This is a genomic window from Streptomyces sp. NPDC090119 (assembly GCF_044747085.1).
In the GTDB taxonomy this organism is placed as follows: Bacteria; Actinomycetota; Actinomycetes; order Streptomycetales; family Streptomycetaceae; genus Streptomyces.
Genome location: NZ_JBIVDK010000003.1, coordinates 165,077 through 178,404 on the forward strand (window position 1 = coordinate 165,077; position 13,328 = coordinate 178,404).

Here is a 13,328-nt window from a genome sequence, read left to right on the forward strand (position 1 = left end):
CTTTCTGCGTTTCGGCCAGATGAACGCTCATTCCTCCATGACGGTGGAGCGGCGGTTCCAGGCGCGCGGCGCCCGCCAGTGGAACTTCATGGCCAGCAGCCGCAGGACGAACGCGGCCGCGGCGGCGATCCCGCTGGTGACGGAGGTCAGCGCGTCGAAGCGGATGCACAGCACCACCATGGTGGCGCCGACGATCGCGGGCACCGCGTAGAGGTCGCGGTCCCAGCGCAGCAGCGAGGGCACCTCGTTGGCGAGCACGTCGCGCAGCACACCGCCGCCGACGGCGGTGGCCAGGCCCAGGGTGGCGGAGGCGGTCAGACCGAGTCCGTGGCTGTACGCCTTGGTGGTACCGGTGACGCAGAACAGGCCGAGTCCGGCCGCGTCGAAGACGAGCACCGCCGCCTGGATGCGCTCCACGTGCGGGTGGAGGAAGAAGACCACGACCGTGGCGAGCAGCGGGGTGACGAAGAACCCGAGGTCGGTGAAGGCCGCCGGGGGCACCGCCCCGATGATCAGGTCACGGAACAGCCCCCCGCCCAGCGCGGTCACCTCGGCGAGCACGGCCATGCCGAAGACGTCGAAGTTCTTGCGGACGGCCAGCAGGGCGCCGGAGATGGCGAACACGAAGATGCCGATGACATCGAGCGTGTGCTGGACGGAGGGACTGAAGATCTGATCGAGCTGCACCCGCACATTCTGACCTGTCGCGGGGTGCGTACCTTGCGAAGCAAGGCGGGAGGGGCGGCCGCCGGGTGCACGGCGGCCGCCTGCTCACTTCTCGCCGGCCTCCGGCGCGTCGGCCTCGGCGGCGGGCTCGGCCTTCTCGACCTTGGTCACCTCGGCGGCCGTGTCGGCCTTCTCCACCTTGGCGACCGACTCGGCCTTCTCGACCTCGGCGACCTTGGCGACCTTGGTCACCTCGGTCGCCTTCGTCACCTCGGTCACCGGGGGCTTCTCCGCCTCCGGCTCCGTGGCGGCGACGGTCTGCGCGACCTCCGCGGCGACGGCCGCCGACGTCTCCGCCGACTCCTCCAGCACCGCGTCCGGCACCAGCTCGGCCGCCTCCTTCGCCGCCGTCAGCAGGACGACGTCCTGCGGGGCCTGGTCGGCGAAGTTCTCCGGGTGGTGGCAGGCGACCCGCTGGCCCGGCTTCAGCTCCACCAGGAGGGGCTCGGTGGTCTTGCAGATATGCGTGGCCTTCCAGCACCGGGTGTGGAACCGGCAGCCGGAGGGCGGCGAGATCGGCGAGGGCACGTCGCCGCGGAGCAGGATGCGGTCGCTCTTGGCGCCCCGGCGCTTCGGGTCCGGGACCGGCACGGCCGACATCAGCGCCTTGGTGTACGGGTGCATCGGCGCCGCGTACAGCGAGTTGCGGTCCGCGATCTCGACCATCTTGCCGAGGTACATCACCGCGATGCGGTCCGAGACGTGCCGGACCACCGAGAGGTCGTGCGCGATGATCACGTAGGTCAGGCCCAGTTCCTCCTGGAGGTCGTCCATGAGGTTGACGACCTGGGCCTGGATCGACACGTCCAGCGCGGAGACCGGCTCGTCGGCGACGACCAGCTTCGGCTTCAGCGCGAGCGCACGGGCGATACCGATGCGCTGGCGCTGGCCGCCGGAGAACTCGTGCGGGTAGCGGTTGAAGTGCTCGGGGCTCAGGCCCACCAGCTCCAGCAGCCGCTGGACCTCCTTCTTCACCCCGCCCTCGGGCTCCACGTTCTGCAGCCGGAAGGGCGCCGAGACGATCGAGCCGATGGTGTGACGGGGGTTCAGGGAGCCGTACGGGTCCTGGAAGATCATCTGGATGTCCCGCCGGAGCGGGCGCATCCGGCCGCTGCTCAGCCGGGTGATGTCCTGGTCCTCGAAGGTGATCGTGCCACCGGTCGGGTCCTGGAGGCGGGTGATGACCCGGCCCATGGTGGACTTACCGCAGCCCGACTCGCCGACGACGCCCAGGGTCTCGCCCTTGCGCACCTCGAAGTCGATGCCGTCGACGGCCTTCACCGCACCGACCTGACGCTGAAGGATGCCCTTCTTGATCGGGAAGTGCTTGGTCAGGCCCTCGACGCGGAGCAGCACGTCACGGTCGTCCTGGCCGGCCGCGGGGGCGGGCGCCTGCCGCGGGATCGCGGACCCGCCGGTCTTCTTGGTCTCAGTCACAGCTTCGGCGCAATCTCTTCGGTCCAGATCCGCTCGCGGTCCTCGGCCGAGAGGTGGCAGGCGGTCCAGTGCCGCCCGGTGTCCACCAGCTCCAGCTCGGGACGCACGGTGCGGGTGACGTTCCCCTTGGGGACGTCCGCGTAGGGGCAGCGCGGGTTGAACGCACAGCCCGAGGGGACGTTGATGAGGCTCGGCGGCTGGCCCTTGACGGGGATCAGCCGTTCCTCGGTCACCCGGTCGATGCGGGGCATCGAGCCGAGCAGACCCCAGGTGTAGGGGTGTTGCGGCTTCTCGAAGATCTCGTCGACCGGGCCGCGCTCCACACACCGGCCGCCGTACATGACCAGCACGTCGTCGGCGATCTCGGCGACCACACCGAGGTCGTGGGTGATCATCATGACCGCGGAGCCGAACTCCTTCTGCAGGTCCCGGATCAGGTCCAGGATCTGCGCCTGCACGGTCACGTCGAGTGCGGTGGTCGGCTCGTCCGCGATGAGCAGTTCGGGGTCGTTGACCAGGGCCATGGCGATCATGGCGCGCTGGCGCATACCGCCGGAGAACTCGTGCGGGTAGCTGTCCACGCGCTTGGCCGGCTCGGGGATGCCCACGCGGTCCAGCATCTCGACGGCACGCTTGCGCGCCACCTTCTTGCTGACGTCGTGGTGGACCCGGTACGCCTCCACGATCTGGTTGCCGATCGTGTAGTACGGGTGCATCGCCGACAGCGGGTCCTGGAAGATCATCGCCATCTCGCGGCCGCGGAGCTTGCGCACCTCGTCCGGGGAGGCCGAGACCAGTTCCTTGCCGCCGAGCCGGATCTCACCGGACATCTGCACGTTCTTGCCGCGCGCGCCCAGTCGGTGCAGGCCCATGATGGCCAGCGAGGTGACGGACTTGCCGGAGCCGGACTCACCGACGACGGCGAGCGTCTTCCCCTTCTCCAGCGAGAAGTTGAGTCCGTCGACGGACTTGACGAGGCCGTCGTCGGTCGGGAAGTGCACCTTGAGGTCGCGGACCTCCAGGAACGCCTCGGAGGCCTTGCCGGAGGAGCCAGTGGGCTCCTCCACGGCGGCGCCGGTCTTGGAAAGTTCGGTCACGAGAGCCTCACGCGCGGGTCGGCGGCCGCGTACAGCACGTCCACCAGAAGATTTGCGATCACGACGAAGAAGGCGGCGAGCATGGTGACGCCGAGGATCTTGGGCAGGTCGTTGTCGGTGATGCCCTGCACCGCGTACTCGCCGACGCCGTGCAGCGAGAACACGTACTCCGTGATCACCGCACCGCCCAGGAGCAGGCCGATGTCCATGCCGAAGACGGTGATGATCGGCGTGAGGGCGGCACGCAGACCGTGCCGGAAGACGACCCGCTGCTCGCGCAGGCCCTTGGCGCGGGCCGTGCGGATGAAGTCCTCGTTCATCGTCTCCAGCATGCCCGAACGGGTCAGGCGCGCATAGATGGCCGAGTACAGCAGGGCCAGCGAACACCACGCCGGGAAGAGGGTGTTGGCCCACTGGCTGGGGTTCTCGGTGAACGGCACATATTCGTCACCGAAGATCGGCCAGGTGTCGACGAAGAGCAGGATCGCCAGGTTGCCCGTGAAGAACATGGGCAGGGAGACACCGGCGAGGGCGACGCCCATGAAGGTGCGGTCGAGGACCGAGCGCGGCTTCAGGGCGGAGATGACACCGGCGATCACGCCGGAGACCAACCACAGCACGGCGGCACCGACGGCCAGCGAGGCGGTGATCGGAAGGCGGCCGACCAGCTCCGGCCAGACCGCCTGGTGGGTCTTGAAGGAGTAGCCGAAGCACGGTGCCGCGCAGCGCACCGTCGTGGGTCCGAGGTCGTAGGTCGCGCCGGACACGATCCCCTTGATGAAGTGCCAGTACTGGATGTAGACAGGCTGATCCAGACCGAGGTTGTGCTTGACCGCGGCGATGTCCGCCTTCGACGGGCTCTTGCCGATGTACTGCTGGGCCAGTTGATCCGCCGTCTGCCCGGCCAGCCGTGGCAGCAGGAAGAAGATGGCGAAGGTGACCGCGGAGACGACCAGCAGCAGGATCACTGCCGCGAACGTCCGGCGGAGGATGTACGAGATCACGGGGACCGGCGCTGGTGCCCGCGGGCTGTGGACCCGCGGGCACCAATGCCTTCACCTGCCTTCCGGGGCTACTACTTCTGGTTGGAGCCGATGTTGAGGTAGTCGTACTGACCGCTGAAGGCCGCCGTGGAGACCAGGTTGGTGTTGTTGTACGGGCGGGCCAGCAGGACCTTGAAGTACGTCAGCGGAACGAGGGCCGCGTCGTCCATGGTCTTCTTGTCGATCTGCGCGTAGAGGGCGTTGCGCTCGGAGTCGCCCTGCGTCGCGATCGACTGACCGAGGAGCTTGTTGACGTCCTTGTTGTCGTACTGCGACAGGTTGGTGTTACCCGACTGGCTGATCGCCTTGCCGTTCAGGATCTGCTGCAGGAAGCCGTAGCCGGAGGGCCAGTCGGCACCCCACTGCATCATCATCAGGCCGATGTTCTGCTTCTCGGTGAACTTCGGCACACCCGCGTAGTCGGTGAAGTACTTGCCCGACGGGTACTGCTTGAGGGAGGCGTTGATGCCGACCTTCTTCAGCGAGTTGATGATCGCGGTGGCCGCGTCCACCTCCTGCTGACGGTCGGAGCGCGCGGTGATGTTCGTGTTGATCGTCGTCTTGCCGCAGGCCTTCAGCTGCTCCTTGGCCTTGGCGACGTCACCCTTGTTGCCGGGCGTCGCGTAGGCGTCGGCCTTCTGGTAGCCGGTGATGTCCGGGGGCAGGACCGTGGAGGCGATGTCGCCGCGGATCGGGCCGCCCTCGACGGTCTGCACCGAGAACTTGTCGACGGCGTACTGAACGGCCTTGCGGCACTCGACCTTGTCGAACGGCGCGACCTTGGTGTTGATCGCCATGTAGACGAGACGGCCACCGTAGGTGTTGTCGGTGTTGGCCTTCTTGTCCTTGGAGGAGAGGACCTGGGCCTGGGTGGCGGCCTGGACGCCGGTGCCGGCGAGCTCGATGGCCTTGCCCGCCTGGACGTCCTTGTCGATCGTCTCGGGGTTGACCTTCAGCTTGACGACGATCTGGTCCGGCAGCTGCTTGCGCAGCGGGTCGGTCTTGGCGTCCCAGTTCTTGTTGCGGACGAGGACGGCCTGCTTGCCCTCTTCGTAGCTCTTGAACTGGTAGGAGCCGGAGGAGACGACGTTCTTGACGTAGTCGACGCCGTTGTCCTTGGCCTTCGGCACCGGCGCGGTCTGCGGCGCGGCGACCAGGTAGTCGAACTCCTGGAAGGCCTGCTTCAGGTGGAAGACGACCGTGGTGTCGTCCGGCGTCTCGATGGACGACAGGCCCTTGTCGCTCTTGTCCTTGTAGGGGCCCTTGTACTTGTCCCCGCCGACCAGCAGCTGCTGGAAGTAGTTCGGGCCGAGGGAGAGCACGTCACGCGCGAAGTTGGAGCGCTCGACGGCGTACTTGACGTCCTTCGACGTGATCGCCGAGCCGTCCTGGTACTTCAGGCCCGTACGCAGCTTGTACGTCCAGGTCTTGCCGCCGTCGCTCGGGGTGCCCTTGCCGGCCGCGAGGTCGGGGACCAGGGTGTTGCCCTTCTCGCCCGGGGCGGGCTGGAAGGTCATCAGCGGGCGGGCCCACAGACGGCTGAGGTTGTACATGTACGCGTAGTACGTGTTGCCGGGGTCGAACGAGTCCGGGACGTCGGACAGTTCGTAGGTGACCGTCCCGCCCTTCTTGTCCGAGGCGTTGACGACACCGGTGGTCGCGGCGTTGGCCGGGGCCGACTTGGCGTCGCCGTTCTTGGAATCGGCCTTGCTGCAGCCTGTGACGAGCAGGCTCGCGGACCCGAGGACCGCGATAGCGGCCAGCGCTGACCTTCGCATGATGGGCGTATTCCCCTTAACAGTCGGAAACTTGGTTGGGCTCTCCGCGGCAGACGTCAGCGGCTGCGCGGGTCGAGAGCGTCACGGAGACCGTCACCGAGCAGGTTGAACGCCAGGACAGTCACGAAGATGGCGAGACCAGGGACGATCATGTACTGCGGGTCGACCTCGTAGAAGTTGACCGCGTCGCGGAGCATGCCGCCCCAGGACGCCTGCGGGGGCTGGATACCGACACCGAGGAAGCTCAGGGAAGCCTCGAACAGGATGTTGGTCGGGATCAGCAGCGTCGAGTAGACGGTGATCGGGCCGACCAGGTTCGGCATCAGCTCGCGGAAGACGATGTACGGGCCCTTGGCGCCCATGCCGCGCGCGGCGTCGACGAACTCGCGCTCACGCAGGGCGAGGGTCTGGCCGCGCACGATCCGGCCCAGGTAGGGCCAGTTGAAGAAGCCGATGACGAAGATCAGCACGCTCAGGTGCAGCGGCAGGCCGGTGAGGCCGAAGGCGCCGCCCTGGAGGGTGGCCGAGATCGCGATGGCGAAGAGCAGCAGCGGGAAGGCGAGGAAGGTGTCCATCAGGCGGCTGATGACCGAGTCCACGCGGCCGCCGTAGAACCCGGCGACGACACCGAGGATGGCGCCGATCACGTTGGAGAGGATCGTGGCGCCGAAGGCGACCACCAGCGAGACCCAGGAGCCCTCGAGGATGCGGGTCGCGATGTCCCGGCCGAACTTGGGGTCCACACCCAGCGGGTGGTCCCCACTCATGCCGCCCCAGCTGCCCTTGGGGAGCGAGGTGTTGGCATCGATCAGATCCTGGTGGAAGGCGTTGGGATCGAGGCCGAAGGCAGCCTGAATCGGTCGCGCGAGCACCGCCAGCAGGACGAGCAGGATGACGATGACGCCTCCGGCGACGGCGGCCTTGTCCTTCTTGAAGCGGGACCAGGCGATCTGCCCGAGAGAACGACCCTCGATCTGCCCCTTACCGGCGCCGTCGAGCACAGCCTCGGGCTGTACCTCGGCTTCGGCTCCGGTGGTCTCGATCGGTGCGGTCACAGTGACCTGACCCCTCTCGCCGGTGATGAGCCGGCCTGTGCTGCCGCGGATCGCGGCTTCGTCGACTTGCACTCGATCACGAAGTCTTCACTTCGTGCTCTGATCCGGGAGTCTTCAACCTGGCTACGATCACCCGCCAGAGCTGACCGGGAAAGTATGCGCAACTGTGATGCGTTACAGGGGATTCCGTTATCCGATGCGCGGGTAACTATTATCGAATAGTGGCCAGTTGGGACACACCGGCCATTCGGCGTGGATGGGTCGGTAGCGGTGCTCGTCTACGCGCGCAGAGACGCTTCCGGGGATGTGGACCGACCCGAGGGCCCGTCAAAGGTGTTGCCTACGTTTTGCGTTGCTCCGTAGCCGTCGCGAACAGCGGCGCACAGAAACGGAGTCAGTACCCGCTCGTCGCCGGGGCGATGGCGCCGTGGGCCTCGCGGTCGTAGAACGGGCGGGAGTTGGCGCGCATCCACATGACGACGGGGTCGTGGTCGTCGGTCATGGCGACCGTGGAGACCGGCAGGCCCTCGGGGACCGCGCTCACCGACTGCTGCATCATCGCGCGGACCGAGTCGACCGCGGCCGGGGTGGTGTCGTACACGTCCAGGCCGAGGGCGAGGTAGGGGGCGCCGAGGGCGGGCTGCACCCAGACGCGGCGCAGGGAGCGCAGGGCCGGGGTGCGGTGGGCGTTCTGCGCGAGCAGGGCGTAGAACTGCGGTACCTCGATGGCGGGTTCGGACAGCCGCAGCGGGCCCGCGGGCCGACGGTCCAGGCCGGAGGCGATGCGGCGCAGGTCCAGCCAGGGGATGCCGACGCCGCCGCCGGGGGCGTGCGGGTTGAGCCAGAGGCCGTAGTGGTCCGGGTAGAGGGTGCGGGCGACGTCGAGGCCGTCGACCACCTCGTAGGACCGGCTCCAGCCGCTGGCGGAGAGTTCCTGCGCGGAGGTCACACAGGGGGCGTAGCCGAGGCCGTCGACCTCCATGTTCCCGTACTGGGCGTCCGGGGAGCCGGCCTGGCCGTGCCACAGGAGCATCCAGATCTGGCCGGACGAGGGGGTGGCGAGGGCGCGCAGCAGTGCCTCGTAGGCGTCGTAGCGTCCGGGAGTGACCTGGCGCAGCATGTGCTCGACGCTGCCGCTTGGGCTCGCGCTCACCTGTCCTACCGCCCCTTCGTTCAAGTTCCCCGCGTTGTGAGACAGCTTAAGCGCCCACCGGGGTGGGGGGTTGTGCCGGTTCGCGGGTGCGGGTGCGTCGTGGCTTGTCGCGCAGTTCCCCGCGCCCCTTGGGCGGTGGGCCCTCGCTGATCAGTTGCCCCATTGGTAGAAGGGGCGGACGTTGGCCCTGAGCCAGTCGGCCACCGGGTCCTGGGTGGCGTCCAGGAGGACCAGGTTGACGGGCCAGGGGGCGGGGGCGCGGCCCAGGGCCTTGCCGAGGGCGTCCAGCGGGAGGGCCCGCGCGTCGCCCTCCCAGTGGGCGAGTTCGACGCCGACGAAGAGGACCGGGTCGGCGGTCTCGATGACGGCGAGGCAGCGGCGGGCGCTGACCACGACTCCGGTCGCGGCGAACTCGGCGGAGGCGGCGGCGAGGAAGTCCACCGGGTCCTCCTGCCAGTCGGGCTCGAAGAGCCGGACCCGGCCGCCGGAGGCGGGACCGTCCAGCGGGCTCACCCCGGCCCGGCAGAGCGCGGCCACCGCGTCGGGCGGCAGCGGCAGTCCGACCACGCCACCGGGGTTGATCACGACGCCCGCCTGCGGCGGCAGACCGCGCGCGAACTCCACGGCGGGCGCGACGGTGTGCGGGAGGTGCCCGCCGGGCGACTGCCGGAACTGCTCCTCGGAGCTGAACACCGGGATGTACACCTGGCCGTCGATGTCGACGGTGGGCAGGTCGAGCGGGCCGCTGTGCGGGCCGCCGCCGTTGGGCAGCGGTATCCAGACGAAGCTGCGGGCCAGGACCTCGATGACCCGGGCCCCGGCCGTGGGTATGCCGAGGGAGGCCGAGAGAACCTCCTCCAGTTCGTTGCCGGGCCAACCGCCGTGCGGGTGGGGGTGTGCCTGTGCCGGGAAGTCCGCGGGAAGGTCCGCCGGGAAGTCCATGTGCCTACCGCCTGCTGGGAGTCATGCTGTGGTGCTGAAGGCTATCCGGTGCGCGTACGGGCGTTCACTCGGCGAACTCGATCCGCTTCAGCCCGTCCGCCGAGGCGCGGTCCAGCAGGATCACCGAGCCGCACCCCGCGGGGCTCTCGCCGCGCCCGACGGCGCCCAGCAGGCGGGCGGTGGCGCCCCGGTGGCGACGGAAGGCGTACCGGGAGACGCCCCGGCCGCGTTCGCGCTGGCCGCGCCGGGCGGTGTCGGCGGGCACGTCGAGCAGGATCAGGTGCAGGGTGCCGCCTCTGCGGCGGGCCTCGCGGGCGAGCCAGGCGCGCACCCAGGGCTGGGTGCCGCAGTCGTGCACGACGACGCCCTCGCCGGAGGCCAGCGCGCGGCGCAGTCCGGTGTAGTGGGCGAGGCGGACCAAGGGGCGGTAGAGCGCGTAGGGCAGGGCGGTGGGGAGGCGGGCGGCCCAGCGGTCGCGGGCGTCCTGGGAGTCGACACGGTGGCCGGGGACCGCGCGGCGCATCAGGGTGGACTTGCCGCTGCCGGGCAGGCCGGTGACGACGGCGAGGTCACGGGGGCCGAAGCGCAGGGTGCGGGGGCCGCCGCCGGGGCGGTCACGCAGGTCGCGGACGACCGGCGCGGGACGCTCGGCCCGGTGCTCGTGGGCGGGTGCGCAGGGCTGCTGCGGCACCGGGATGCCGGTGGTGGTGGCGCACACCGTGGTCCTGTTCACCGTGATCGTCCTCCCCTGTGGGTACAGGTCATCTCCTGCCCAACAAATGTAAAGAGAAGGTAATGCGCCGGGTCGTCGGTCGGGTCCCCGAACGGCCACAGCCATGTCACAGTCGATGGCCCCTTCAGGGCCGGGCCCCGCCGTGCGATGATGTGCCCGCCAACTGCATACCGGCCGTTTGAATCCGCGCGGGAGAGTCCCCATCAGGGGCGCCGAAGGAGCAAGTCCCTCCCTTGAATCTCTCAGGCACCGTTACCGCGTGGGCGAGGCACATCTGAAAAGCGGGCCGCTGTCGCAGCGGCTCCACCCAAGGTGCAAGCCAGTGACACCCCCCTGGGGGCCGGTCATGGCGAACCTCTCAGGTTCCGATGACAGATGGGGAGGAACGTTCCTCGCCCCATCCCCCTTGCCCTGGGAGACGACCGATGAGTAGCACCGAGATCCGTCATACCGCGCTCGACGCCGTGCACCGCTCGCTCGGCGCGACGATGACCGACTTCGCCGGCTGGGACATGCCCCTGCGCTACGGCTCCGAGCGGGACGAGCACCAGGCGGTGCGCACCCGGGCCGGACTGTTCGACCTCTCCCACATGGGCGAGATCACGGTGACCGGCCCCGACGCCGCCGCCCTGCTCAACTTCGCCCTGGTCGGCGACCTCGCCTCGGTCGGCACCGGCCGCGCCCGCTACACCATGATCTGCCGGGCCGACGGCGGCATCCTGGACGACCTGATCGTCTACCGGCTCGCCGAGCACGAGTACATGGTGGTGGCCAACGCCTCCAACGCCCAGGTCGTGCTGGACGCGCTGACCGAGCGTGCCGCCGGTTTCGACGCCGAGGTCCGCGACGACCGCGACGCCTACGCGCTGCTCGCCGTCCAGGGCCCGGAGTCCCCCGGCATCCTCAAGGCCGTCACCGACGCCGACCTCGACGGCCTGAAGTACTACGCCGGGCTGCCCGGCACGGTCGCGGGCGTCCCCGCCCTGATCGCCCGTACCGGCTACACCGGCGAGGACGGCTTCGAGCTGTTCGTGAAGCCCGAGCACGCCGTCCAGCTCTGGGAGGCCCTGCTGGCGGCCGGGGCCTCCGCCGGTCTGGTGCCGTGCGGGCTGTCCTGCCGGGACACCCTGCGCCTGGAGGCGGGCATGCCGCTGTACGGGCACGAGCTCTCCACGGAGCTGACCCCCTTCGACGCCGGTTTCGGCCGCGTGGTGAAGTTCGGCAAGGAGGCCGACTTCGTCGGCCGCGACGCGCTCGCCAAGGCCGCCGGGCGCGCCGAGACCCAGCCGCCGCGCGTCCTGGTCGGCCTGATCGCCGAGGGCCGCCGGGTGCCGCGCGCCGGGTACGCCGTCGTCGCCGGTGGCGAGGTGATCGGCGAGGTCACCTCGGGTGCCCCCTCCCCCACCCTCGGCAAGCCGCTGGCCATCGCCTACGTCGACGCCGCGCACGCCGCCCCCGGCAGCACGGGTGTGGGCGTGGACATCCGGGGCAGCCACGAGCCGTACGAGGTCGTGGCGCTGCCCTTCTACAAGCGCGCCAAGTAGACACTGGCCCCGGGTCCGGCCGTCCCCGGCGTGACCCTGCGCACATTTCACCCGCTCTTCAGCGGTTCGAGCCCTTTTCCCCCGACGAGCACGTCCTCGCGTACAGGAGAATTCAGGTCATGAGCAACCCGCAGCAGTTGAGCTACAGCAAGGAGCACGAGTGGCTGTCGGCCGCCGAGGGCGGCGCGTCGACGGTCGGCATCACCGAGCACGCGGCCAACGCGCTCGGCGATGTGGTCTTCGTGCAGCTTCCCGAGGTCGGCGACGAGGTCACCGCGGGCGAGTCCTGCGGCGAGCTGGAGTCCACCAAGTCGGTCTCCGAGCTGTACTCGCCCGTCTCCGGTGAGATCACCGAGGTCAACCAGGACGTCGTGGACGACCCGTCGCTGGTGAACTCCGCGCCCTTCGAGGGCGGCTGGCTGTTCAAGGTGCGCGTCGCCGACCAGCCCGCCGACCTGCTGACCGCCGACGAGTACACCGCCTACACCGCCGGCTGAGGAGCTACAAGCCGTATGACTGACCTGAACACGCCCCTGCACGAGCTGGACCCGGAGATCGCCGCCGCGGTCGACGCCGAGCTGCGCCGCCAGCAGTCGACCCTGGAGATGATCGCCTCCGAGAACTTCGCACCGCTCGCGGTGATGGAGGCGCAGGGTTCGGTCCTGACCAACAAGTACGCCGAGGGCTATCCGGGCCGCCGCTACTACGGCGGCTGCGAGCACGTCGACGTGGCCGAGCAGATCGCCATCGACCGGGTGAAGGAGCTGTTCGGCGCCGAGTACGCCAACGTCCAGCCGCACTCCGGTGCCTCCGCGAACCAGGCGGCGCTGTTCGCGCTGGCCCAGCCCGGTGACACCATCCTCGGGCTCGACCTGGCGCACGGCGGCCACCTCACCCACGGGATGCGGCTGAACTTCTCCGGCAAGCAGTTCGACGTGGTCGCGTACCACGTGGACGCGGAGACCGGCCTGGTCGACATGGCCGAGGTCGAGCGCCTCGCCAAGGAGCACCGCCCGAAGGTGATCATCGCGGGCTGGTCGGCGTACCCGCGTCAGCTGGACTTCGCGGAGTTCCGGCGGATCGCGGACGAGGCCGGGGCGTACCTGTGGGTGGACATGGCGCACTTCGCCGGTCTGGTCGCGGCGGGCCTGCACCCGAACCCGGTCGAGTACGCGGACGTGGTGACCTCCACCACGCACAAGACGCTCGGCGGCCCGCGCGGCGGCATCATCCTGGCGAAGAAGGACTTCGCCAAGAAGCTGAACTCCTCGGTCTTCCCCGGCTTCCAGGGCGGCCCACTGGAGCACGTGATCGCCGCCAAGGCGGTCTCCTTCAAGGTCGCGGCCTCGGAGGACTTCAAGGAGCGGCAGCGTCGTACGGTGGAGGGTGCCCGTATCCTCGCCGAGCGGCTGACCGCGCCGGACGCCCGCGAGGCCGGGGTGAACGTGCTCTCCGGCGGCACGGACGTCCACCTGATCCTGGTGGACCTGCGTGAGTCGGAGCTCGACGGGCAGCAGGCCGAGGACCGTCTCCACGAGGTCGGCATCACGGTCAACCGCAACGCGGTCCCGAACGACCCGCGGCCGCCGATGGTGACCTCGGGCCTCCGGATCGGCACGCCCGCCCTCGCCACCCGCGGCTTCACCGCCGAGGACTTCACCGAGGTCGCGGACGTGATCGCCGAGACGCTGAAGCCGTCCTACGACGCCGAGGCGCTCGCGGCCCGGGTGCGGGCGCTGGTGGCCAAGCACCCGCTGTATCCGACGCTGGGCGAGTAGTACCCCTTTCGGGTGCCCCGCCCGGCCAGGCTCGGGCGGGGC

The 13,328-nt window shown here is 69.5% G+C and carries 12 protein-coding genes and 1 riboswitch; of the genes, 3 read left to right on the forward strand and 9 right to left on the reverse strand.

The window, feature by feature from the left end; translation table 11 throughout:
- Window positions 1–27: 27 nt before the first annotated feature.
- The 9 genes from ACIPPM_RS13415 to ACIPPM_RS13455 form a co-directional block, all read right to left on the reverse strand.
- Window positions 28–687, reverse strand: coding sequence for a trimeric intracellular cation channel family protein (locus tag ACIPPM_RS13415; RefSeq protein WP_393596049.1), 660 nt, complete (start codon window positions 685–687; stop codon window positions 28–30).
- Window positions 688–771: 84 nt separating this feature from the next.
- Entirely contained in the window at window positions 772–2,163 is a 1,392-nt protein-coding gene (locus ACIPPM_RS13420) for a dipeptide ABC transporter ATP-binding protein (RefSeq protein WP_401446823.1), read from the reverse strand.
- Window positions 2,160–3,260 carry an ABC transporter ATP-binding protein gene (locus tag ACIPPM_RS13425; RefSeq protein WP_401446825.1) on the reverse strand — a complete coding sequence of 367 codons (1,101 nt, stop codon included), beginning with the start codon at window positions 3,258–3,260 and terminating at the stop codon, window positions 2,160–2,162. Before ACIPPM_RS13425 ends, ACIPPM_RS13420 begins: the two co-directional genes overlap by 4 nt.
- A complete protein-coding gene (locus tag ACIPPM_RS13430; RefSeq protein ID WP_401446827.1) occupies window positions 3,257–4,264 on the reverse strand; it encodes an ABC transporter permease in 1,008 nt (335 codons plus the stop codon). Before ACIPPM_RS13430 ends, ACIPPM_RS13425 begins: the two co-directional genes overlap by 4 nt.
- A gap of 71 nt (window positions 4,265–4,335) precedes the next feature.
- Window positions 4,336–6,081 carry an ABC transporter substrate-binding protein gene (locus tag ACIPPM_RS13435; protein WP_401446830.1) on the reverse strand — a complete coding sequence of 582 codons (1,746 nt, stop codon included), beginning with the start codon at window positions 6,079–6,081 and terminating at the stop codon, window positions 4,336–4,338.
- 56 nt (window positions 6,082–6,137) lie between these two features.
- Window positions 6,138–7,136 (reverse strand): ABC transporter permease, encoded by a 999-nt coding sequence (locus ACIPPM_RS13440; protein ID WP_401446832.1) that lies wholly within the window; start codon window positions 7,134–7,136, stop codon window positions 6,138–6,140.
- 394 nt (window positions 7,137–7,530) lie between these two features.
- A complete protein-coding gene (locus ACIPPM_RS13445) occupies window positions 7,531–8,256 on the reverse strand; it encodes an enhanced serine sensitivity protein SseB C-terminal domain-containing protein (RefSeq protein WP_401448453.1) in 726 nt (241 codons plus the stop codon).
- Window positions 8,257–8,439: 183 nt separating this feature from the next.
- Window positions 8,440–9,231, reverse strand: a complete 792-nt coding sequence (locus tag ACIPPM_RS13450; RefSeq protein WP_401446835.1) for an enhanced serine sensitivity protein SseB — start codon at window positions 9,229–9,231, stop codon at window positions 8,440–8,442.
- Window positions 9,232–9,295: 64 nt separating this feature from the next.
- Complete coding sequence (locus ACIPPM_RS13455; RefSeq protein WP_401446838.1) at window positions 9,296–9,964, reverse strand: AAA family ATPase; 669 nt, start codon at window positions 9,962–9,964, stop codon at window positions 9,296–9,298.
- 179 nt (window positions 9,965–10,143) lie between these two features.
- A riboswitch (glycine riboswitch) is annotated at window positions 10,144–10,232 on the forward strand.
- Window positions 10,233–10,389: 157 nt separating this feature from the next.
- Between ACIPPM_RS13455 and gcvT the strand changes: the two genes are divergently transcribed.
- The 3 genes from gcvT to glyA all read left to right on the forward strand — a co-directional run bounded on the left by gcvT (window position 10,390) and on the right by glyA (window position 13,286).
- Window positions 10,390–11,508, forward strand: a complete 1,119-nt coding sequence (gene gcvT, locus ACIPPM_RS13460) for a glycine cleavage system aminomethyltransferase GcvT (RefSeq protein ID WP_401446841.1) — start codon at window positions 10,390–10,392, stop codon at window positions 11,506–11,508.
- Window positions 11,509–11,627: 119 nt separating this feature from the next.
- Window positions 11,628–12,005: a glycine cleavage system protein GcvH gene (gene gcvH / locus ACIPPM_RS13465; protein WP_388995143.1), complete on the forward strand. Its 378-nt coding sequence runs from the start codon at window positions 11,628–11,630 to the stop codon at window positions 12,003–12,005.
- Window positions 12,006–12,020: 15 nt separating this feature from the next.
- Window positions 12,021–13,286 carry a serine hydroxymethyltransferase gene (glyA, locus tag ACIPPM_RS13470; RefSeq protein ID WP_401446843.1) on the forward strand — a complete coding sequence of 422 codons (1,266 nt, stop codon included), beginning with the start codon at window positions 12,021–12,023 and terminating at the stop codon, window positions 13,284–13,286.
- The last annotated feature ends 42 nt before the right edge of the window (window positions 13,287–13,328 follow it).

Excerpts from the sequence above, each read along its gene's own strand:
- ACIPPM_RS13435 (WP_401446830.1), bottom strand. The coding sequence starts at position 6,081 with ATGCGAAGGTCAGCGCTGGCCGCTATCGCGGTCCTCGGGTCCGCGAGC.
- ACIPPM_RS13445 (WP_401448453.1), bottom strand. The coding sequence starts at position 8,256 with ATGCTGCGCCAGGTCACTCCCGGACGCTACGACGCCTACGAGGCACTG.
- ACIPPM_RS13450 (WP_401446835.1), bottom strand. The coding sequence starts at position 9,231 with ATGGACTTCCCGGCGGACCTTCCCGCGGACTTCCCGGCACAGGCACAC.
- gcvT (WP_401446841.1), top strand. The coding sequence starts at position 10,390 with ATGAGTAGCACCGAGATCCGTCATACCGCGCTCGACGCCGTGCACCGC.
- gcvH (WP_388995143.1), top strand. The coding sequence starts at position 11,628 with ATGAGCAACCCGCAGCAGTTGAGCTACAGCAAGGAGCACGAGTGGCTG.
- glyA (WP_401446843.1), top strand. The coding sequence starts at position 12,021 with ATGACTGACCTGAACACGCCCCTGCACGAGCTGGACCCGGAGATCGCC.